Source organism: Streptomyces sp. NBC_01012 (genome assembly GCF_045162755.1).
In the GTDB taxonomy this organism is placed as follows: Bacteria; Actinomycetota; Actinomycetes; order Streptomycetales; family Streptomycetaceae; genus Streptomyces.
In genome coordinates this window covers 5,251,155-5,272,280 of sequence record NZ_CP108688.1, presented here as the reverse complement: position 1 = coordinate 5,272,280, position 21,126 = coordinate 5,251,155, and the positions used below count along the sequence as shown (strand labels likewise).

Annotated in this window: 13 protein-coding genes; all 13 read left to right on the top strand. The window is 73.4% G+C overall.

Features of this window, described 5'->3' with window-relative positions:
* Positions 1-3 precede the first annotated feature (3 nt).
* The 13 genes from OG623_RS23615 to OG623_RS23555 all read left to right on the top strand — a co-directional run bounded on the left by OG623_RS23615 (position 4) and on the right by OG623_RS23555 (position 21,120).
* Entirely contained in the window at positions 4-1,269 is a 1,266-nt protein-coding gene (locus OG623_RS23615) for a 6-phospho-beta-glucosidase (RefSeq protein WP_406149065.1), read from the top strand.
* The gene (locus tag OG623_RS23610) at positions 1,260-2,228 is read left to right on the top strand and encodes an N-acetylglucosamine kinase (RefSeq protein ID WP_406149063.1); all 969 of its coding nucleotides are present in this window, start codon (positions 1,260-1,262) and stop codon (positions 2,226-2,228) included. Before OG623_RS23615 ends, OG623_RS23610 begins: the two co-directional genes overlap by 10 nt.
* Before the next feature lie 293 nt (positions 2,229-2,521).
* Complete coding sequence (locus OG623_RS23605; RefSeq protein ID WP_406149062.1) at positions 2,522-3,913, top strand: hypothetical protein; 1,392 nt, start codon at positions 2,522-2,524, stop codon at positions 3,911-3,913.
* 11 nt (positions 3,914-3,924) lie between these two features.
* Positions 3,925-4,965, top strand: a complete 1,041-nt coding sequence (locus OG623_RS23600) for a glutamate ABC transporter substrate-binding protein (protein ID WP_406149060.1) — start codon at positions 3,925-3,927, stop codon at positions 4,963-4,965.
* 47 nt (positions 4,966-5,012) lie between these two features.
* Complete coding sequence (locus OG623_RS23595) at positions 5,013-6,350, top strand: hypothetical protein (protein WP_406149059.1); 1,338 nt, start codon at positions 5,013-5,015, stop codon at positions 6,348-6,350.
* Complete coding sequence (locus OG623_RS23590; protein WP_406149057.1) at positions 6,347-9,124, top strand: tetratricopeptide repeat protein; 2,778 nt, start codon at positions 6,347-6,349, stop codon at positions 9,122-9,124. The genes OG623_RS23595 and OG623_RS23590 overlap by 4 nt, the downstream gene beginning before the upstream one ends.
* 2 nt (positions 9,125-9,126) lie before the next feature.
* The gene (locus OG623_RS23585) at positions 9,127-10,461 is read left to right on the top strand and encodes a PP2C family serine/threonine-protein phosphatase (RefSeq protein ID WP_406149056.1); all 1,335 of its coding nucleotides are present in this window, start codon (positions 9,127-9,129) and stop codon (positions 10,459-10,461) included.
* A 151-nt stretch (positions 10,462-10,612) separates the two neighbouring features.
* The gene (locus tag OG623_RS23580; protein ID WP_406149055.1) at positions 10,613-11,974 is read left to right on the top strand and encodes a vWA domain-containing protein; all 1,362 of its coding nucleotides are present in this window, start codon (positions 10,613-10,615) and stop codon (positions 11,972-11,974) included.
* A 51-nt stretch (positions 11,975-12,025) separates the two neighbouring features.
* A complete protein-coding gene (locus tag OG623_RS23575; protein WP_406149053.1) occupies positions 12,026-13,411 on the top strand; it encodes an FHA domain-containing protein in 1,386 nt (461 codons plus the stop codon).
* Between the two features lie 74 nt (positions 13,412-13,485).
* Positions 13,486-13,890, top strand: a complete 405-nt coding sequence (locus OG623_RS23570) for a globin (protein WP_406149052.1) — start codon at positions 13,486-13,488, stop codon at positions 13,888-13,890.
* Between the two features lie 174 nt (positions 13,891-14,064).
* Positions 14,065-17,391: an FtsX-like permease family protein gene (locus OG623_RS23565; RefSeq protein WP_406149050.1), complete on the top strand. Its 3,327-nt coding sequence runs from the start codon at positions 14,065-14,067 to the stop codon at positions 17,389-17,391.
* Position 17,392: 1 nt separating this feature from the next.
* Complete coding sequence (locus tag OG623_RS23560; RefSeq protein WP_406149049.1) at positions 17,393-20,167, top strand: FtsX-like permease family protein; 2,775 nt, start codon at positions 17,393-17,395, stop codon at positions 20,165-20,167.
* Positions 20,164-21,120 carry an ABC transporter ATP-binding protein gene (locus OG623_RS23555; protein ID WP_406149048.1) on the top strand — a complete coding sequence of 319 codons (957 nt, stop codon included), beginning with the start codon at positions 20,164-20,166 and terminating at the stop codon, positions 21,118-21,120. The genes OG623_RS23560 and OG623_RS23555 overlap by 4 nt, the downstream gene beginning before the upstream one ends.
* Positions 21,121-21,126: the final 6 nt, after the last annotated feature.

Sequence of the window (21,126 nt, the reverse complement as noted above, 5' to 3'; positions counted from 1 at the left end):
AGCATGAAGCTCGCAGTAGTTGGCGGCGGGTCCACCTACACCCCCGAACTGATCGACGGTTTCGCGCGGTTGCGGGACACCCTGCCGGTCGAGGAGCTCGTGCTCGTCGACCCGGCGGCCGACCGGCTCGATCTGGTCGGCGGCCTGGCGCGGCGGATCTTCGCCAAGCAGGGCCACCCCGGCCGGATCGTCACGACCTCCGACCTGGACGCCGGGGTCGCCGGCGCCGACGCGGTGCTGCTCCAGCTCCGTGTCGGCGGGCAGGCCGCCCGCAACCAGGACGAGACCTGGCCGCTGGAGTGCGGCTGCGTCGGCCAGGAGACCACCGGGGCCGGCGGCCTCGCCAAGGCGCTGCGCACGGTCCCGGTCGTCCTCGACATCGCCGAGCGGGTACGCCGCACCAACCCCGACGCCTGGATCATCGACTTCACCAACCCGGTCGGGATCGTCACCCGGGCGCTGCTCCAGGCCGGGCACAAGGCCGTCGGCCTGTGCAACGTGGCGATCGGCTTCCAGCGCAAGTTCGCCGCGCTGCTCGACGTCACACCGGGCGAGGTGCACCTCGACCACGTCGGGCTCAACCATCTGACCTGGGAGCTCGGTGTGCGCCTGGGCGGCCCCGACGGAGAGAACCTCCTGCCGAAGCTGCTGGCGGAGCACGGCGACACCATCGCGGGCGATCTGCGCATGCCGCGGCAGCTCGTCGACCGGCTCGGCGTCGTCCCGTCCTACTACCTGCGGTACTTCTACGCGCACGACGAGGTCGTACGGGAGCTCGGCACGAAGCCGTCCCGGGCGGCCGAGGTCGCCGCGATGGAGAAGGAACTCCTGGCGATGTACGGCGATCCGGCGCTCGACGAGAAGCCCGCGCTGCTGGGCAAGCGCGGCGGCGCCTTCTACTCGGAGGCCGCCGTGGACCTCGCGGCCTCGCTCCTGGGCGGGAACGGCTCACCGGTGCAGGTGGTCAACACGTACAACAACGGCACGCTGCCGTTCCTGCCGGACGACGCGGTGATCGAGGTCCAGGCCCGGGTCGACCGCAGCGGCGCGACGCCGCTCGCCGTGCCCGCGCTCGACCCGCTGTACTCCGGGCTGATCGGGCACGTCACCGCGTACGAGGACCTGGCCCTCGGGGCCGCGCTGCACGGCGGCCGCGACCGGGTGTTCGACGCCCTGCTGGCACATCCTCTGATCGGCCAGTTCGAGTACGCCGATGCGCTCACCGACAAGCTGATCGCGCACAACCGGGAGCACCTGGCGTGGGCCTGACCGCACATGTGCTCGCGATCGACGCGGGCAACAGCAAGACCGACGTGGCCGTGATCGGCACCGACGGCAGTGTGTTGGCCACCGCGCGCGGTGGCGGTTTCCAGCCGCCGGCCGTCGGGGTCGAGGCCGCCGTGGACGGACTGGCCGACGCGGTGCTGCCCGCACTCGCCGAGGCCGGGGCGGCCGGCGTCGACCATGTGTCGGCCTGTCTGTCCAACGCGGATCTCCCGGTGGAGGAACGGGAGTTGACGGACGCACTGCTGGCCAGGGGCTGGAGCGGCACGGTGGAGGTGCGCAACGACACCTTCGCGATACTGCGCGCGGGCGTCGACGAGCCGCTGGGCGTGGCCGTGGTGTGCGGAGCGGGGATCAACTGCGTCGGCATGCGGCCGGACGGTGCGACGGCCCGCTTCCCCGCGATCGGCCGGATCTCCGGTGACTGGGGCGGCGGTTCGGGGCTCGCCGAGGAGGCGATGTGGTTCGCGGCGCGGGCCGAGGACGGCCGCGGTGAGCCGACCGAACTGGTGCGTACCCTGCCGGGCCACTTCGGGCTCGACTCGATGTACGCGCTGATCGAGGCCCTGCACCGGGGACACATCCCCTACGCCCGTCGGCACGAGCTGACCCCGGTGCTGTTCGCCACGGGGGCGGCCGGCGACCCTGTCGCGCGCGCCCTGGTGGACCGGCTCGGCGACGAGGTCGTGGCGATGGCGTCCGTCGCGCTGACCCGGCTGGATCTGCTGGAGGAGGAGGTGCCTGTGGTGCTGGGGGGCAGCGTGCTGGCGGCCCGTCACCCCGCCCTGGACGACCGGATCGCGGAGCTCCTGGCCGCACGCGCCCCCAAGGCGGTGGTCCGGGTCGTCTCCGCGCCGCCGGTCCTGGGCGCCGCGCTCCTGGGCCTGGACCGCACGGGCGCCGCCCCGGCGACGTACGACAGGCTGCGGGCGCGGTACGCCTGAGAACCGGCACCCTCCGGGCGTCCCGTGGCCGTGCCGCGCGGGACGCCCCTCGTGCGCGGGAACCGATCAGCTGCCTCGCACGTGTTCATGAGGGGGAGATCAGTCTGCCGAAGGGCCCACCGGACCGACCGCCTTGATCGCGTGCGCTCATCCTGATCGAATACGGGGGACGGTGCGGGATCCGGGCATTCCTGGTGGATTTGAGTCCCCCGGGGCCATACTTCTGGCCAGGACCAGTAGCCCCCCGATCGGCCGGGGGCCCGGGCCGTCGTCATGACCGAGGGGGAGGTCGAGTGACATACCCGCCGAACGGGACCGCGCTGCGGGAGCCCGGGCCGGACCAGTCGTCCGCGCCCGTGACCGTACCCGCGCAGCGCCGTGGTGTCCCGTCCGTGGCTGTCGAGCGGCTGCGCGCCGCGGCGACGACCGAGCCGGGCAGGCTGCGCATCATCGGCGCCGCCCTGGCTCTGCTGGTCGTGGTGTTCGGAGGGGTGACCTTCCTGGAGATCTCCGCGCGGGCCTCGTCCGCCGACGCCGTGGTGACCCGCAGTCAGCCGCTGAGCGCGGACGCCGCGAGCATCTACCGCTCGCTGGCCGACGCGGACACGATGGCGGCGAGCGGCTTCCTGGCCGGGGCCCAGGAGCCCAAGGACGTGCACGACAAGTACGAGGAGGACATCAAGGAGGCCTCCCGGCTGCTGGTGACGGCCGCGGCGAGCGCCGACGAGTCGACCTCGTCGCGCGAGGAGATCACCACACTGGGCCAGCTGCTCCCCGAGTACACCGGCCTGATCGAGCGGGCCAGGGCCAACAACCGGCAGGGGCTGCCGCTCGGCGGCGCCTACCTCAGGTACGCCAACCAGAAGATGTCCAACGACATCCTCCCCGCGGCCGAGCGCTTGTACACCGCGGAGACCGGTCGGCTCGGCACCGACTCGGCCGACGCGCAGAAGTGGCCCTTCGTCTCGCTGGCCGCCGGAGTCGTGGTGCTGGCCGCACTGGTGTGGATGCAGCGGCGCAACTACCGGCGCACGAACCGCGTCTTCAACCACGGCCTGCTGGCGGCGACGGCCGCGGCCACGGTGCTGCTGCTGTGGCTGGCCGTCGGGCACACGGTGGCCAGGACGGAGCTGCACGGGGCGATGGTGCACGGCCAGGAGTCGCTCGACGTCCTCAACAAGGCCAGGATCAACTCGCTGAAGGCACGCGCCAACGAGAACCTCACGCTGGTCGCCCGGGGCGCGGTCCTCACCGCGGACGGCACGCAGGACAAGTACGAGACCGACTACAGCACGGGGATGAAGGCGCTCGGCGCGCAGCTCACCACCGCGAAGAAGCTCGCCGGTGACGACTCCCTGGGGAGCGAGCCGTTGGAGGCCGCCATGACCAGCGTGTCCGAGTGGCAGGACCGTCACAAGCTGGCCCGGCAGACGGACGACCGGGGCGACTACGACAGTGCGCTGCTGCAGATCATCGACCCGAAGAACTCCACGGGTGAGTCCTTCGGGAAGGTCGACGACGCGCTGAAGACGGCACTCGCCCATGAGCAGGACGAGTTCGACACGGCGGCCAAGGACGGGCGCGGAGCGCTGGGCGGACTGCCGGTCGGTGCCGCCGTCCTCGCCGTACTGGGTGCGGCCGCCGCGATCGTCGGGGTCAACCGCAGGCTCTCGGAGTACCGGTGAGGGGACGAGCGATGACCAGGGCGAAGGACGGGGCCGCGCGCGGCGGGCTGCGTGGCTGGGGCGGTGTGACGGGCATGGCGGTGGCCTGCGCCGTCACGGCCTCGCTCACCCTGCTGCCGCTGGCGCACAGCGAGGGGTCAACGGCCGGTCCTGCCACCGGCCCCGGCTCCACCTCAGCCGTGCCCGCCAAGGCCGCCGAGTGCAAGGACCCGGAGGCCAGCCTGGAGCCGTCGAACGCCGACGGCCCGAGCATCGAGAAGATCAAGAAGCGCGGGAAGCTGATAGCCGGCATCGACCAGAACAGCTTCCGGTGGGGTTACCGCAACCCCGAGGCGGGGTCGGGCACGATCGAAGGCTTCGACATCGATCTGGTGCGGGCCATCGCGCAGAACATCCTCGGCGACCGTGACGCGGTGATCTTCCGTGCCATTCCCACCAACCAGCGCATCGCCGCGCTGGAGCACGACCAGGTCGACGTCGTCGTGCGCACGATGACGATCAACTGCGAGCGCGCGGAGCAGGTCTCCTTCTCCACGGCCTACTTCCAGGCGGGTCAGCAGGTCCTGGCCCCGAAGGAGTCCAGGATCGACGGCTACGACGAGTCGCTCAAGGGCAAGCGGGTCTGCACGGCGGAGGGTTCGACGGCGTACGACGCACTGAAGGCGAAGTCCTTCGGCGCGATCTTCGAGGACAAGCACGACGGCACCGATCTGGACGAGGACCAGCTGACCGTCCCCAACCAGCTGGACTGCCTGGTGCGGCTGCAGCTCGGCGAGGTCGACGCGGTGGTCACCGACAACGCCCTGGCGGCGGGCCAAGCGGCCCAGGACCCGGCGGTGGAGCTCAAGGGCGACGGGCCGTTCACCACCGAGTACTACGGCGTCGCCGCGAAGCTGGGCGCCGACGACCTGGTCGCCCGGGTCAACCAGGTGCTGGTCGAGTACCGCCAGGGCGGCGCGAACAGCCCCTGGATGAAGTCGTACCGGACGTGGCTCGCCGAGGGGCTGCCCGGCATCAAGGGGCCGCCCGCTCCCAAGTACCGCAGCAACTGAACCTGTCCGGGCCCTCGGGTCCGGCGGCCGATACGGAGAGGTGATCGATGGGCGTGGCGGGATCCTTCCCCGGTTTCGCGGGGAGGCCCCCCGGCCCGGTCATGGACCGGGACGAGGCGGACCGTGCGCTGGCCCGGCTCGGCGCGGAGCACGAGGCCATCGAGACCTCGCTCCTCGCCCTGCAGGACCACGCGGGCCGCCGGCTCCTGGAGGGCGCCGACCTGACCGGCGTCACCAAGGAACGCTGGGCCGCTACCGAGCAGTCGGTCACCCTGCTCTGGGGGTACTTCGACGCCTACGCCGGCACGCTCGCCAGGGCCCGGGAGATCCGGGCCGGGCGCCGCTACCCCGGCAAGGACGACCTGGCGGCGCTCACGGACATCCTGCGCGGTGACAGCGTGACCGTCGCGAACCCGGGTGCGGTCAGCCCGGGGCCCTCCACCGGTGGTCCGGCCAGGCTCTCCGAGCGGTTCACGCTGGAGGAGCTGGTCGCCCGGATGAACGACCTGTACGCCCGCTCGCTGGACATGGTGGTCGCCGCCGACTCCGTGTGGTCGGCGCTGCCGGCCCGGATAGACCTGCTCGCCGCCGAGCTGCGCCGTACGCGTTCCCTGGCGCACTCCGTCGGCGTACGCCCCGGTGAGCACCCCGCCGGGGACGACCTGGAGTCGATCACCGAGGAGCTGACCACCCTGCGCGTGCAGGTGATCTCGGACCCGCTGGCGTTCTGGCTGCCCGGCCCCGGCAGCGCGGCACCCGGTGGCGGGCGCCCCGACACCGCGCGCTACGACCGGGCGGCCCGCGCCCTCGATGACGTACGACGGGAGATCGAGGCGGTGCTCGACGTCCGGCAGGACGCCGAACAGCGCCTGGTCCAGCTGCGTGACGTGCTGTCACGCGCGGACCGTACGCTCGCGGAGGCGCGTTCCGCGCGCGGCGAGGTGCTGGCGAAGATCGCCGCCTCCGAGGTGCCGGCGGTCAGCGGCCCGCCGACCGCCCTCCAGGAGCGCCTGGCCGCCGCGTCCGACTACCGCAGGCACGCCCAGTGGAACCGGCTCTCGCCGCTGCTGGACTCGCTGGAGCGGGAGGCCGAGGACGAACTGCTGCGCGCCAGGGAATCGCTGACGTCCGTCACCGCACCGCTCGCGGTCCGCGCGGAGCTGCGCGGCAGACTGGACGCGTACAAGGCGAAGGTGGCCCGGCACGGCCTGGCCGAGGACCCGGTCCTCATCGAACGGTACGACGCGGCCCGCCGGATGCTGTGGAGCGCGCCGTGCGATCTGCGCGTCGCCGAACAGGCGGTCCTGCGCTACCAGCGGGCCGCCACGGATCTGCTGACACCGCGCCTTCGGGGCGAGCACGGCGGACAGGGGGAGACATCATGACTACGACGCAGTGCCAGCGCCCCACGTGCGAGGGCTCCTACGAGGACATGGGCGGCGGCGAGCTGTACTGCGACACCTGCGGCCTCGCGCCGGTGGTGTCGCCGACGGGCATGGTGAGTTCACCGCCCACCGGCATCGCGGGCGGCGGCAGATCGGCCGGCAGCCGGGGAAGCGGCAGCACGTCGCAGCGGACCGGTTCGCAGGCGTCGGCCCGCTCCTCGTCCCGCTCGTCGACCTCACGGCGTTCGGTCTCCGGACGGCTCTCCCGTGCCCTGACGGGCAGTTCCGAGTCCCGCTCGGTCTCGGTGCGCTCGTCGGGCGTCTCGACGGGTTCCACCTCGGGTCGCGGCAGGCTGGGCGCGGGCCTGGTGCTCGTCCCCGACGTGCCGCGCCCCGACCCGAACACCGCGGTCATGGAGAACCCCGAGGTCCCCGAGCGGAAGCGATTCTGCTCGCGCTCCGACTGCGGTGCGCCGGTGGGCCGGGCCCGTGGGCAGCAGCCGGGCCGCACCGAGGGGTTCTGCACCAAGTGCGGGCACCCCTACTCCTTCGTGCCCAAGCTGAACAGCGGCGACATCGTGCACGGGCAGTACGAGGTGGTGGGCTGCCTGGCGCACGGCGGGCTCGGCTGGGTCTATCTCGCCGTGGACCGGGCGGTCTCCGACCGCTGGGTGGTCCTCAAGGGCCTGCTGGACACCGGGGACCAGGACGCCATGGCGGCGGCCATCTCCGAGCGGCGCTTCCTCGCGGAGATCGAGCACTCCAACATCGTCCGCATCTACAACTTCGTGGAACATCTCGACCAGCGCACCGGGTCGCTCGACGGCTACATCGTGATGGAGTACGTCGGCGGGAAGTCCCTCAAGGAGATCGCCAACGAGCGCCGCGCACCGGACGGGAAGCGGGATCCGCTGCCGGTCGAGCAGGCCTGCGCGTACGGGATCGAGGCGCTGGAGGCGCTCGGCCATCTGCACGGCCGCAACGTGCTGTACTGCGACTTCAAGGTCGACAACGCCATCCAGACCGAGGACCAGCTCAAGCTCATCGACATGGGCGCGGTCCGCAGGATGGACGACGACGAGTCCGCCATCTACGGCACCGTCGGCTACCAGGCGCCCGAGGTGGCCGAGGTCGGCCCGTCCGTCGCCTCCGACCTCTACACGGTCGCGCGGACGCTCGCCGTGCTGACCTTCGACTTCCAGGGGTACACGAACGTCTTCGTGGACTCGCTTCCCGACCCGGACAACATCGAGGTCTTCCGGAAGTACGAGTCCTTCTACCGGCTGCTCGTGCGGGCCACGGACCCGGATCCGGCCCGCCGCTTCTCCTCGGCGTCCGAGATGGCCGAACAGCTGACGGGAGTGCTGCGGGAGGTCGTCGCGCTCCAGACGGGGCGTCCGCGCCCGGCGCTGTCGACCCTGTTCGGCACGGAGATGCGGGTCACGGACACGGCGTTGTTCGCCGAGCTGACCGGCGAGGTGTCGGGGCTCGGTGTCCGGACGGCGCCGTCGGGCGGCACAGGCCGCCTCGCGCGCCGGCGCGGGGCGGCGGCCACGCCGCGCCCGGCCCCCGCCCCGGGGACCGCGCCCACCCTCCCGCCCGCACCGCAGGCGGCCGGGATCGGCGCCGGTCCGCTGCACGCACCCGACACCCATGTGCGGGGCAGCACCGGTAGCCCGGCCCCCCTGGGCGCGGGCGGCGCGGTGGCCCACCCGCAGCAGTACCCGCAGCCCGCGGCGAGCGTTCCCGCACCGCGTACGGCGTCCCCGGTGCCGGGGGTGCCAGGGGTGCTCCCGGCCGGGTACCAGGTGGGCGTGCCCAGGCTCGCCGCGTTCGACGCCCGGGCCACCTCGCTGGCCCTGCCGGTCCCCCGGGTCGACCCGAACGACCCCAACGCCGGTTTCCTCGCCGGGGTGATGGCCTCGGCGCCCCTGGAGCTGATCGCCGCCCTGCACTCGGTGCCCGCCGCTTCGCTGGAGACCCGGCTGCGGGAGCTGCGGGCCCGTCTTGAGATGAGCGAACTCGACTCCGCCGTGCGGGCACTGACGACGCTGGAGACCCAGCACCCGGACGACTGGCGGGTCGTCTGGTACCGGGGAATCACCTCGCTGGTGACCGGTGACAACCAGAACGCCGCACTCTCCTTCGACGCGGTCTACGACGCCTTCCCCGGCGAGCCCGCGCCGAAGCTCGCGCTGGGTGTCTGCGCCGAGGTGCTGGGGCAGCTGGACAACGCCGCGGAGTACTACCGCCTGGTGTGGGCGACCGACCCGAGCTTCGTCAGCTCGGCCTTCGGCCTTGCCCGGGTGCAGATCGCCGCGGGCGACAGACCCGGGGCGGTGCGCACCCTGGAGTCCGTGCCCGAGTCGTCGATCCACTACACGGCGGCCAGGGTCGCCGCGGTGCGGGCCAGGCTCCGTGAGCGGGCCCCGCACGATCCGCTGATCGACGATCTGTCGGCCGCCGCCGACCAGGTGACCGCACTCCAGGACTACGGTCTTGACGCGGTGAGACGCGAGCAGCTGTCGACCGAGGTACTGGGCACCGCACTCGACTGGGTACTCTCCGGTAGTCCCACGGCTCAGCCGCCGGCCCAGCCCTCTCCCGCAGCCGCGGGCCCGAGGACGGTGCTGGGCAGCGAACTGGACGAGCGGGGCCTCAGGTTCGGCCTGGAGCGCTCGTACCGGATACTCGCCCGGCTCGCGCAGCGGGGCGACGAGAGGATCGAACTGGTGGAGCGGGCCAACCGTCTCCGCCCCCGGACCTGGGTGTGAAGATGTCACAGATCCACCAGAAGGCCTCCTTGCCGGGGTGCCCCAGCTGTGAGGAACCGCTGGAGTCGGGCGACCTGTTCTGCGGCGCCTGCGGTTACGACCTCTCGGCCGTGCCGACGCCGCCCGGTGACCGTCCGACGGTCGCCATCACGGTGCCCGCGCAGGGCCCGGTGGAGTGGCCGCCCGCCTCCGAGACGGACAGCTCCGACCTGCCGGCGCCCACGCACCGCCCGGCCGACCTGCCGGGCGTGGACTCGGGTGGCACGCCCCTGCCGGCCGAGGACGGTCCCGCGGTGCGCCACGACGAGCCGGACGCCCCGGAGGGCGCCGACCAGGGCGGCACGGGCGACTTCGAGCTGGCCGCCCCCGATCCCCGTGCCGCGGAGCACGCCGCCGCGGGCGCCGCACCGGCCGGCGGCAAGGTCTGTGTGGCCTGCCGCTCGGGCCGTGTGGACACCGACGGCTACTGCGAGAACTGCGGCCACGCCCAGCCCCGCGAGCGCGACCACATGGAGCAGGAGCTCGGCTCGGTGGCCGCGGTCAGCGACCGTGGCCTGCGCCACCACCGCAACGAGGACGCGTTCGCCGTGTCCTCCACCGCCCTGCCGGACGGTTCACCGGCCGTCGTCGCCATCGTGTGCGACGGTGTCTCGTCGGCGACCCGGCCCGACGAGGCGTCGGCCGCCGCGGCGGGCGCCGCCAACGAGTCGCTGCTGGAGTCCCTGCCGCAGGGGACGCATCCGCAGCAGGCGATGCACGAGGCGATCCTGGCCGCGTCCGAGGCCGTCAACGCCCTGGCACAGGAGCCGGGTCAGGCCCTGGAGCACGACCAGCACCGCCATCAGAACGCCCCGGCCTGCACCCTGGTCGGCGCGATCATGGCGGGCGGTCTGCTGGTCGTGGGCTGGGTCGGCGACAGCCGCGTCTACTGGGTCCCCGAGGACCGCGCCCACGCACCGGCCCGGCTCACGGAGGACGACTCCTGGGCCGCGCAGATGGTGGCGACCGGCCTGATGAACGAGGCGGAGGCGTACGCCGACGAGCGCGCCCACGCCATCACGGGCTGGCTCGGCGCCGACGCGTACGAACTGGAGCCGCACACCTCGTCCTTCAAACCGGACCGCCCCGGCCTGGTGGTGGTCTGCACCGACGGCCTGTGGAACTACGCGGAGGCCCCGGCCCAGATGGCCGCCGCCGTGCCGCCCGACGCCTTTGAGCGGCCGCTGCACGGCGCCCAGGTGCTGGTCGGTCACGCGCTCGACGGCGGGGGCCACGACAACGTAACAGTGGCGCTGCTGCCGTTCGCCGTGACGGCTCCAGGGGCAGGATCGGCCTGAACCCGGCCCGGTGCGTCCGCGCACCGGGCGGCCTCGCGCCTTGTCCCCGCACCGTGCGCGTCCCGTGCGCCGTGCCCGCTTCCTACGCCCTGAACTCTGTCCGCACACCTGTCTTCGTCTGACATACGTGGAGCCTCAAGGAGCCGATCAGATGGCCAACTTCTCCAAGTCCAGCGTGCCGCAGTTCTCCGTCGAGGTGTACCAGAACGAATATCTGCCCGAGGGTGGCCGCGACGTCAACGCGATCGTCACCGTCACGTCCACGGGCGGGGGGACGACCGGTGGCGTACCCCTGGCCGGCCGTGCCCCGGTGGACGCCGGGACCCCTGTGCAGTCGACGAACGCCGCCGTGGTGCTCATGGTCGACTGTTCGGGCTCGATGGACTACCCGCCGACGAAGATGCGCAACGCGCGCGACGCGACGGCGGCGGCCATCGACACCCTGCGTGACGGCACGCTGTTCGCCGTGGTCGCGGGGACGCACGTGGCCAAGGACGTGTACCCGGGCAACGGGCAGCTGGCGAAGGCCGACCCGGGGACCAAGGCCCGGGCGAAGGAGTCCCTGCGCCGGCTGAGCGCGGGCGGGGGCACCGCGATCGGGACCTGGCTGCGGCTGGCCGACCGGCTGCTCGGGGCCGCCGATGTGGACATACGGCACGGCATCCTCCTCACCGACGGGCGCAACGAGCACGAGTCCCCGGAGGATCTGCGGGCCGCTCTGGATTCCTGTGCGGGCAGATTCACCTGTGACGCGAGAGGCGTCGGCACCGACTGGGAGGTGAAAGAAGTCACAGCGATCGCCTCCGCGCTGCTCGGCACCGCGGACATCGTCGCCGATCCCTCGGGCCTCGCCGCGGACTTCACGCAGATGATGGAGAACGCGATGGGCAAGGAGGTCGCGGACGTGGTCCTGCGGCTCTGGACACCCGTCGGTGTGGAGATCGTCTTCGTCAAGCAGGTCGCTCCCACGGTCGCCGAACTGACCGGCCGCCGCACCGAGGCGGGGCCACGCGCCGGTGACTATCCGACCGGCTCCTGGGGCGACGAGTCCCGGGACTACCACGTGTGTGTCAGGGTTCCGGAGGCCGGAGTCGGCCAGGAGATGCTGGCCGCCCGGGTCTCGCTGGTCCTGCCGCCACCGTCCGGCGGCGGCACCCCGCAGACCCTCTCCCAGGGTCTCGTACGGGCGGTGTGGACGGACGACATGGCCGCGTCCACCTCGATCAACCCGCAGGTCGCGCACTACACAGGACAGGCGGAACTGGCACAAGTCATCCAGCAGGGCCTCGACGCGCGTAAATCGGGTGACTCGGACGGCGCGACAGCCAAACTGGGCCGTGCCGTGCAGCTCGCGTCGGCCTCCGGAAATGCGGATACTGCGAAACTGCTTTCGAAGGTGGTCGACGTTGTCGACGCGGCGACCGGTACTGTGCGACTGAAAGCGAGGGTCGCGGAAGCGGACGAGATGACGCTCGAAACGCGCTCGACCAAGACAGTTCGCGTCAAGAAGTAGCGACACGCATGGCGGCCTCCGGGCCGGACGAGGAGAGGGGGAAGCGCCGACATGCCGACCTGCCCGAACGGACACCAGTCGGGTTCCGAGGACTGGTGCGAGGTCTGCGGACACCGCATGGCCGGGACGGGCGCGCCCGCGGGCGCGGTCCCGCCGCCGCCTCCCCCGCCGCCCGCTCCCGGATACGGCTACCCGGGGCCCGGCTCCGGGGATCCGACCGCCCAGGCCGAGCTCTGCCCGCAGTGCCGTACGCCGCGTGAGGCGATGGCGCCGTACTGCGAGGAGTGCCGCTGGAACTTCCTCACCAACACGGCGACGTCGTACACCCCGCTGGCCCCGCAGGGCGGCCCGGGAGGCGGCGCAGGCGGTCCTGCGCCCGGCCTGAACCTGCCGCCCGGCTTCCAGGCGCAGCAGGGCCCTCCGCCGCAGCAGCAGCGGGACTCCTTCGAATACCAGGGCTCCAGGCCTTCGCAGGTGAACCGGGGGGCCGAGCCGCTCTCGCCCGAGCAGGGCAGCCGTCCGGGTCCGCCGCCACCCCCGCCCTCCTTCCAGCAGGGGCCGCCGCCTCCGCCGTCGTTCCAGCAGCAGTCGCCGTCCCCGTTCGAGTCCCAGGGACCGCAGGGGCAGAACCCGCAGGGTCCCGGGCCGCAAGGCCCAGGACAGGGTCCGGGACAGCAGCAGGGTCCCGGCCCGCAGGGCGGTCCGCCGTCGCCGTTCGAGCCGCAGCGGCAGGGGCCGCCTCCCCCGCCGTCCTTCCAGCAGCAGTCCGCACCGCCCGCGCCCACGTCACCTCAGCCGCGGACCGGCGAGGACGACGACTGGATGCTGCCGCCGCCCTCACGGCAGCAGCAGCACCCGCAGGCCTTCCAGGAGGGCCCGCAGCCGCAACAGGCACCCCTGGCGCCCCAGACACCCCAGGCACCTCAGGCGTCGCAGCCGCAGCAGGCATCCCAGCCTCCGCAGCAGCAGTTCCCCGGCCAGGGCCCGGGTCCGGGTCAGGGTCCGGGGCAGGGCGGACCTGCCCAGGGTCCCGGCAGCTGGACGGCCGTCATCGGCCCCGACCGTGACTACTTCCTGGCGATGATGCAGCGCAGCGGCCCCGAGGCGACGGGGCTCAACCTGCCCGCGTACTCCCCGGAGCAGCGCCTTCCGCTCACCGGCAGCCAGATCACCATCGGCCGCCGCCGGCACAGCACAGGTGAGTCCCCCGACGTCGACCTCGCCGTACCGCCGGAGGACCCGGGGGTCTCGCACCAGCACGCCGTGCTGGTGCAGCAGCCGGACGGCACCTGGGCGGTCGTCGACCAGAACTCCACCAACGGCACCACGCTGAACGGCGCCGAGGACCCGATCCAGCCCTACGTCCCCGTCCCGCTCCAGGACGGCGACCAGGTGCACGTGGGTGCCTGGACGACGATCACCGTCCGCCGCGACTGACCGCTCACGCACCGGCCGAGGCCGGGAGTCCTAGGACTCCTGACCTCGGCCGGTGCGTCTGCGACGATGGACGGGTGACAGAGATTCCGCGCGACACGCTTCAGGAGCAGACCTTCTACGAGCAGGTCGGCGGCGAGGAGACCTTCCGGCGCCTGGTCCACCGCTTCTACCAGGGCGTCGCGGACGACCCGCTGCTGCGGCCGATGTACCCGGAGGCCGATCTCGGCCCCGCCGAGGAACGGTTCGCGCTGTTCCTCATCCAGTACTGGGGCGGGCCGCGCACCTACAGCGACCAGCGGGGCCATCCCCGGCTGCGGATGCGGCACGCACCGTTCCAGGTGGACAGGGCGGCGCACGACGCCTGGCTCGGCCATATGCGGGTCGCCCTCGACGAGCTGGAGCTCTCCCCCGAGCACGAGCGGCAGTTGTGGGACTACCTCACCTACGCGGCCGCCTCGATGATCAACACAGCGGGCTGAGTCCAGCACCCCGAGCCCCGTCTCCCGGCCCCGTGCGGAATCCGGTGCTCCACCGCCGCATAACGGTCACGATCCCATCAAGTGCGCGCACAAGCGGTTTCCAGGAGCCCGTGCACTCTGAAAGCATCCGGTACACGCCGGGGGGCGTGTGGCTGCTGAGGTTCGGGGGATCAGGTGACGGGGTTCGTTCTTCTGCGGGTGCGCGCGCACCGGCTCCTCCTCGCCGCAGCCGTCCTGGCCGTGCTCCTCACCACCTGTGTGCTGGCCGCGCTCACCGCCTTCTCGGGCTCCATGGGCGACGCGGCCCTGCGGCACACGCTCACCCACCGCTCGGCCGCACAGGCCTCCCTACTCGTCTCCGCCGATGTGGACCGCGAGCAGCGGGACGAGGCCGACGCCCTGGTGCGCCGGGCCGCCCGGGACACCTTCGACGGGCTGCCGACGACCGTACGGAAGCTGGAGAGCTCGGGGCCCTACGCCCTGCCGCGTGACCTCCAGGTGCCGGCCGCGCGGCGCGACGAGCCCGATCTGACGCAGCTGGCCTCGCTCGACCGCAGCCGGATCCGCCTCACGTCGGGGCGGTTGCCGGACGCCGGTGCGGGGGACGCGAAGGAGCGCGTGCAGGTGGCGCTGCCGCGCGCCGCCGCCGAGGTGCTGAAGCTGAAGCCGGGCTCCCGTCTCACCCTCACCGACCGGCTGAAGGAGACGCCGCTGCCGGTGGAGATCACCGGCCTGTACGAGGCGTCCGACCTCCAGGACCCGTACTGGCAGCTGGATCCGCTCGGCGGGCGCGGCGCCCGCAAGGTCGTCTTCACCACCTACGGGCCGCTGCTGGCCGACCCCGCGGTCCTCGCCTCGGACCGGGTCAGCGCCGGTGCGGTGTCCTGGCTGGCCGCCGCCGACTTCCGTACGGTGACGACCGGCAGGACCGAGGCCCTGCACCGGGCGTCGACGGACGGGCCGAAGGAACTGTCCGATTCCCCGGTCTTCGGGGCCGGGGCCACGGTGCGGACCTCGCTGCCCACCGTCATCGACCAGATCGAGCGGGCGCTGCTGGTGTCCCGCTCCACGATCATGATCGTCGCCGTGCAGTTGGTGCTGCTCGCCGGATACGCGCTGCTGCTCGTGGCCCGGCTGCTGAGCAGCGGGCGTGGCGGCGAGACCGAACTGCTGCGGGCCAGGGGCGGATCCAGGGGCCGGATCGTCTCGCTGGCCGCGATCGAGGCGCTGCTGCTCGCGATACCGGCCGCCGTCGTCGCGCCGCTGCTCGCCGGTCCGCTGACCCGGCTGCTGGCGGCCCGTAGCGAGCTCGGCCGGATCGGGCTGCGGCTCGACGGCGGTGCGGACGGCACGGTCTGGCTGGTGGCGGGCGCCGTCGCGCTGGCGTGCGCCCTCGCCGTGGTCGCGCCGGCACTGGCCCAGGGTGCGGGGGCCCGCCGGGGTGGCCGGGCGGCTGCGCTGCCCACGCCGGTGCGCGCGGGCGCCGACATCGCGCTGCTGCTGGTCGCCGCGGTGGCGTACTGGCAGCTGGACCGGCAGACCGGGGCGTCGGGCGGCGGTGCGCTCAGCGGGGACCGGCAGGGCCGGCTCGGCATCGACCCGCTGCTGGTCGCCGCGCCCGCGCTCGCCCTGCTCGCCGGCACGGTCCTGACGCTGCGTCTGCTGCCGCCCGCGGCCCGGCTCGCCGAGCGCCGTGCGGCGGGCGGCCGGGGGCTCTTCGCCGCCCTGGCGGGCTGGCAGTTCAGCCGTCGGCCGCTGCGGGGCGCGGGTCCTGTGCTGCTGCTCGTCCTGTCGGTCGCGATGGGCATGCTGGCCATCGGCCAGAGCGCGTCCTGGGACCGTTCGCAGGGTGACCAGGCGGACTTCAGGTCCGGCGCGTCGGTGCGCATGGTGGGCACCCTGTCGGGCGACCCGGCGAAGGCCGCCCCCTACACGGATCTGCCGGGCGTACGGGAGGCGGCTCCGGCGTTCCGTACGACGGCCGATCTGTCCGCCGGCCGGTCGGCCGAGGTACTGGCCCTGGACACCGCGCACGCGGACGAGCGGATGCTGATGCGTGACGATCTCTCCGACAGCTCCCCGCAACAGCTGTTCGACGCGATAGCCCCGCCGCGGACCGAGCGGACCGGGGTCGTCCTGCCCGAGGGCAGCGAAACGGTGCGGTTCGATCTGCGGATCCGTGACACCTCGGCGCCCGGCGGGAAGGCGACACCCGGTGCGACGGCGCTGGTCAGCGTGCTCCTCGAGGACCGCTACGGCATCGGGTACCGGATCGGGGCCGGCACCGTGCCCGTCGACGGACGCCCGCACACCGCGTCCTTCCCGGTGTCGGCGGCAGGCCGGCTCGCGGTGACCGGCTTCGAGCTGGACAGTGACGTGCCCGAAGGCCGCGGCGAGACGCGTCTGGCCTCCGTGACCGGGCTCAGGGCACTCACCACCGGCGGCGACGAACAGCGGGTCCCCGCTTCGGACGGGGTGCGCTGGCAGGCCGGGGTGACCACCTCCACGGCCGGGGACGAACGGCCAGGAGAGAAACCTCAGGCGGTGAAGGGCTCCGGTGCGTCACCGTCCTTCCGTTACGCGACCGGCCGGGTCCCGTCCACCGACACCTACTACGACGTCCCGGTCAACACCCTGCGGATCACCGCGGCCCGCCCCGCCGCCCCCGTGCTGAAGGCGGTGGCCACCGACGCGTATCTGAAGTACGCGGGGGCGAGGACGGGGCAGGAGGTCGACCTCACGCTGGGCGGCAACACGGTCCGGGTGAAGCTGGTGAAGTCGGTGCGGCAGCTCCCGGCCACCGGACCCGAGGCGGCGGCCGGCGTGGCCGACGACGTATCGGCCGAGGCGTCCCTGAAGCCGGGCGGCAGTCTGCTGCTGGATCTGCGGGCGGTGTCGGAGGTGCTGGCCCACCGGGCGGGCGCAAGCCTCGCGCCCACCGAGTGGTGGCTGAGCACCGCGCCCGGCGGCGGCCCGGAGGTGGCGGCGGAGCTGCGCGCACTGCCCGGCACCGATCCCGCACAGGTGCGGGTGCGTGACGAGGTGGCGCGGGAGCTGGCGGACGACCCGCTGGGTGCGGGGCCGCAGTCCGCGCTGCTGGCGGTCGCTGTGGTGTCCGCCGCGCTCGCCGCCGTCGGATTCGCGGTCGGCCTCGTGGGCTCGGGGCGCGAACGGGCCGCGGAATTCGCCGTGCTGCGGGCGCTGGGCGCGTCCCGCCGCAGGCTGGCCCGGATGGCCGCCGCCGAGCAGGGCGTCCTGATCGCCCTCGCGCTGCTGATCGGGTTCGCCCTCGGGGCGGTGCTCACCCGGGCCGTCGTACCGCTGGTCGTGCTGACCGGGCAGGCCACCAGGCCGGTGCCGGATGTGCTGGTCCTGCTGCCGGCCGGACAGGTCGCGGTCCTGCTCGCCTCGGTCGCCGCGCTGCCGCTGCTGTTCGTCGCCGCGATCACACTGCGCCGGGCCGACCCCGCGGTGTCGCTGCGCCACCAGGGGGACAACTGATATGAACGCCGCCAAGATCCCGGCCGCCTGCGCCCCTTGGGTGCGTACCCGGCTGCGCACCGCCCCCGGTGTCACCGCCGCCCTCGCGGTCCTGGTGTTCGTGACCGCGTTCCTCGCCGCCGCGTTCCCGCGTTCCGTGGACGCGTACGAGACGAAGGCGCTGCGCCACGAGGTCACCACCGCGCGGCCGGGGCTGAGCGTGCTCGATGTGTCCACGCCCCCGCCCTCGCTCGCGGTGCCCCGCGCCGCGCGCGAGCAGGTCATGCGGGAGGCGCCGCGTGCCGAGGCCGGGCGCGCGCTGGTGAAGGCACTGCCCGACCCCGTACGGGCCGATGTCCCGCTGTCCTCCTACGGGGTGGGCACCACGAAGCCGATCACGGCGGACGAGCCCTGGCTGCCCCGCCCCGACGCGCTGCCTCCGCGACTGCACTACGCCGTCCCCGCGGCACTGGACGAGCACAGCGAACTGGCGGCCGGCCGCTGGCCCGTCGCCCACGGCAAGGTGACGTCGACGACCGGTGAGGTGGAGGCGGCGGTCACCGAGGAGACCGCGGCGGACCTGAAGATGAAGCTGGGCTCCACGCTCCGGGTGCCCACGCAGAACGGAAAGCCGCTGACCGTACGCATCACGGGCCTGGTCACCCCGCTGCACCCGGAGAGCGGCTACTGGTCGGTCGACCCCCGCTACCGCGCCGCGTCCCTGATCCCCGACCCCGCCTCGGCCGAGCCCATCTTCTACTGGACGGGGACGCTGCTCCTGGCTCCGAACACCGGCCCCGTACTGCTGGAGACGACGGGCGAACCCGAGCTGTACTGGCGCATCGCGCCCGACCCCTCCGGGCTCACCGCGGCCGACGCCCCCCGGCTGAAGGACGCCGTGGCCTCGCTGGAGAACGGCCCCGAGCTGCTGAAGCTGCGCGAGGTGTCGGGCCCCAACACCGAGCTCACCACGGACCTGGACGCGCTCCTCGACTCCTACACGCAGCTGCGTACCGCCATCGGCCCCGTCGTCGCCGTGGCCGCCGTGGGCATCGGCGCGGTGGCGGCCGTCGTCCTGCTGATGACCGGCGGCCTGATCGGCGCGCGCCGCCACCACGAGCTGGCCCTGCTGCGCTCCCGCGGCGGCTCGCTGCGGGGCATCGGGGGGCGGCTGCTCGCCGAGACGGCGGTGGCCGTGCTGCCCGCCGCCGCGCTCGGGCTGCTGGCGGCCGTCCTCCTGGTACGCGAGGCCCGCCTCCTGCCCGCCGTGCTGAGCGCCGCGGCCGTCGGGGTGCTCGTCTGCCTGGCGCTTCCGCTGCGTACGGCCCTGCAACACCGCAGACCCCTGCTGCACGGCGCCCGCGACGACCTGGTGGACGCCAGACCCACCCGCGGCCGTACGGTCGCCGAGCTGACCCTGCTCGTCCTGGCCGTCGGCGCCGTCGCGGCGCTGCGCCGCCGTGGCACGACGACGGGCTCGGACGCCGATCTGCTGGTCAGTGCCGCACCCGTCCTGGTGGGGCTGATCGCCGCGCTGGTTCTCGTACGGCTGTATCCGCTGCCGCTGCGGCTGGCGGCCCGCCCGGTGGCGCGGCTGCGCGGAGCGATCGGCTTCCTCTCGCTGGCCCGCGCGGGGCGGGCCTCGTCCGGCGGCACGCTGCCGCTGCTCGCCCTGCTGATCGCGCTGACCACCGCGGCGTTCGGCGGCTCGGTGCTCGCCGGAGTCGCGGACGCCCGCGACGAAGCGGCACTGGGGGCCGTCGGCGCGGACGCCCGGATCAGCGCGGAGGGCCGGGCCACCTCCCCGCTCACCGACGGCTTCGTCCGCCAGGTGCGGGCGGTGGACGGCGTCGAGGACGTCGCCTCCGTGCGCATCGAGTACCGGACGCCGCTGGCCGCCGCCGGCGACGTCACGTCGGACACGGAGCGCGCGACGCTGCTGGGCGTCGAACCCGAGTCGTACGCGGCGCTGGCGCGCGGCACCGGCCTCCCGGCCTTCCCCGTGGCGTCGCTGAAGAGCGGGCCGGGGCAGGACAAGGTCCTTCCGGCGATCGTCTCGCCCGCCGTCGCCGAGCGGCTCGGGAAGCGGCCGTACACCGTCCGCTCGCAGGCCGGCGACATCGAGGTGCGGGTCGCCGGGGTGCTCACGCGCACCTCGGCGGTGAGCGACGCGGAGTTCCTGATCGTCGACGCGCAGCGGCTCGCCCGGCCGGATCCCACGACGCTGTTGGTCACCGGGTCCTCGCTCGACGGCCGGCCGTTGCGGGCCGCCGCGCGCAAGGCGGGTCCCGGCGTCGAGGTGGCGCTGCGCTCGGCGGAGCGCGAGAGGTTCGTGGACACCCCGATGCAGTCGGGCGCCGAACAGATCTACGCGGCGGCTGTCGTGGCGGGCGCCGGATACGCGCTGCTCGCCCTGCTGCTGTCCCTGCTGCAGACCGCCCCGGAGCGCACCACACTCCTGGCCAGGCTGCGCACCATGGGGCTCACGACGCGGCAGGGCAGGCGGCTGCTCGCGTTCGAGGCGATGCCGCAGGCGCTGCTGGCCGCGCTCGGCGGGCTCGCCGTCGGCTGGGCGGCCATCGCCCTGCTGGCCCCCGGCCTCGATCTGGGCGCGCTGGCTCTGGCCGGCGGCGACCCCACGACGCCGTACGACGCCGCGCTACGGGCCGACCCGTGGTCGCTTGCGCTCCCGGCGGCCGGTGTGGTCGTCCTGGCCGCCGCCGTGGCCGGCGTCCAGGCGTGGTGGGCGAGCCGCCGAGGATCGATCAAGGAACTCAGGGCAGGAGACACCCGGTGACATCATCGACAGAGACCACCCTGGCGGAGCTCGAACGACGGGCCGCGGCACAACGCGACCGGCCCTCGTACGGGCACGACGCCCTGATCGCCTGCGACCGCCTCGTGCGCATCTTCTCCACGGACGGGGTGGAGGTGCAGGCGCTCCAGGGGCTCGACCTGCTGGTCACCGAGGGCGAGTTGATGGCTCTGGTCGGCGCTTCGGGCAGCGGGAAGTCGACCCTGATGAACGTCCTCGCGGGCCTGGACATCCCCACGGCCGGGTCGGCGAAGGTGGCGGGCCGCGATCTGCTCGCGATGGGCCAGAAGGAGCGGCTGCGCTACCGCCGCGAGGTCGTCGGCTTCGTCTGGCAGCAGACCTCCCGCAATCTGCTGTCGTATCTGACCGCCGTACAGAACATCACGCTGCCCATGCAGCTGAGCGGCGGCGGCCGGAACCGCGAACGGGCCGCGCGGGCCGAGTCGTTGCTGGAGATGCTGGATGTCGCGGACTGCCGCGACCGCCGTCCCGCCCAGATGTCGGGCGGCCAGCAGCAGCGGGTGGCCATCGCGGTGGCCCTGGCCAACAACCCCTCGGTGCTGCTCGCCGACGAACCGACCGGTGAGCTGGACTCCGCGACGGGTGAGCAGGTGTTCGCCGCGTTCCGCCGGGCCAACGAGGAGCTCGGCACGACGATCGTCATCGTCACCCACGACCAGGCGGTGGCGAGCGAGGTGCGCCGCACGGTGGCGATCCGCGACGGCCGTACGTCCTCCGAGGTGCTGAGGCGCACCGAGGTGGACGAGGCGACGGGCCAGGAGTCCCAGGTGGCGCGGGAGTACGCGATGCTCGACCGGGCGGGCCGGCTGCAACTGCCCGCCGACTACACGGAGGCGCTGGGGATGGAGCACCGGGTGATGCTGGAGCTGGAGCAGGACCACATCGGGGTGTGGCCCGACGCTCCGAAGGAGTAGATCCTG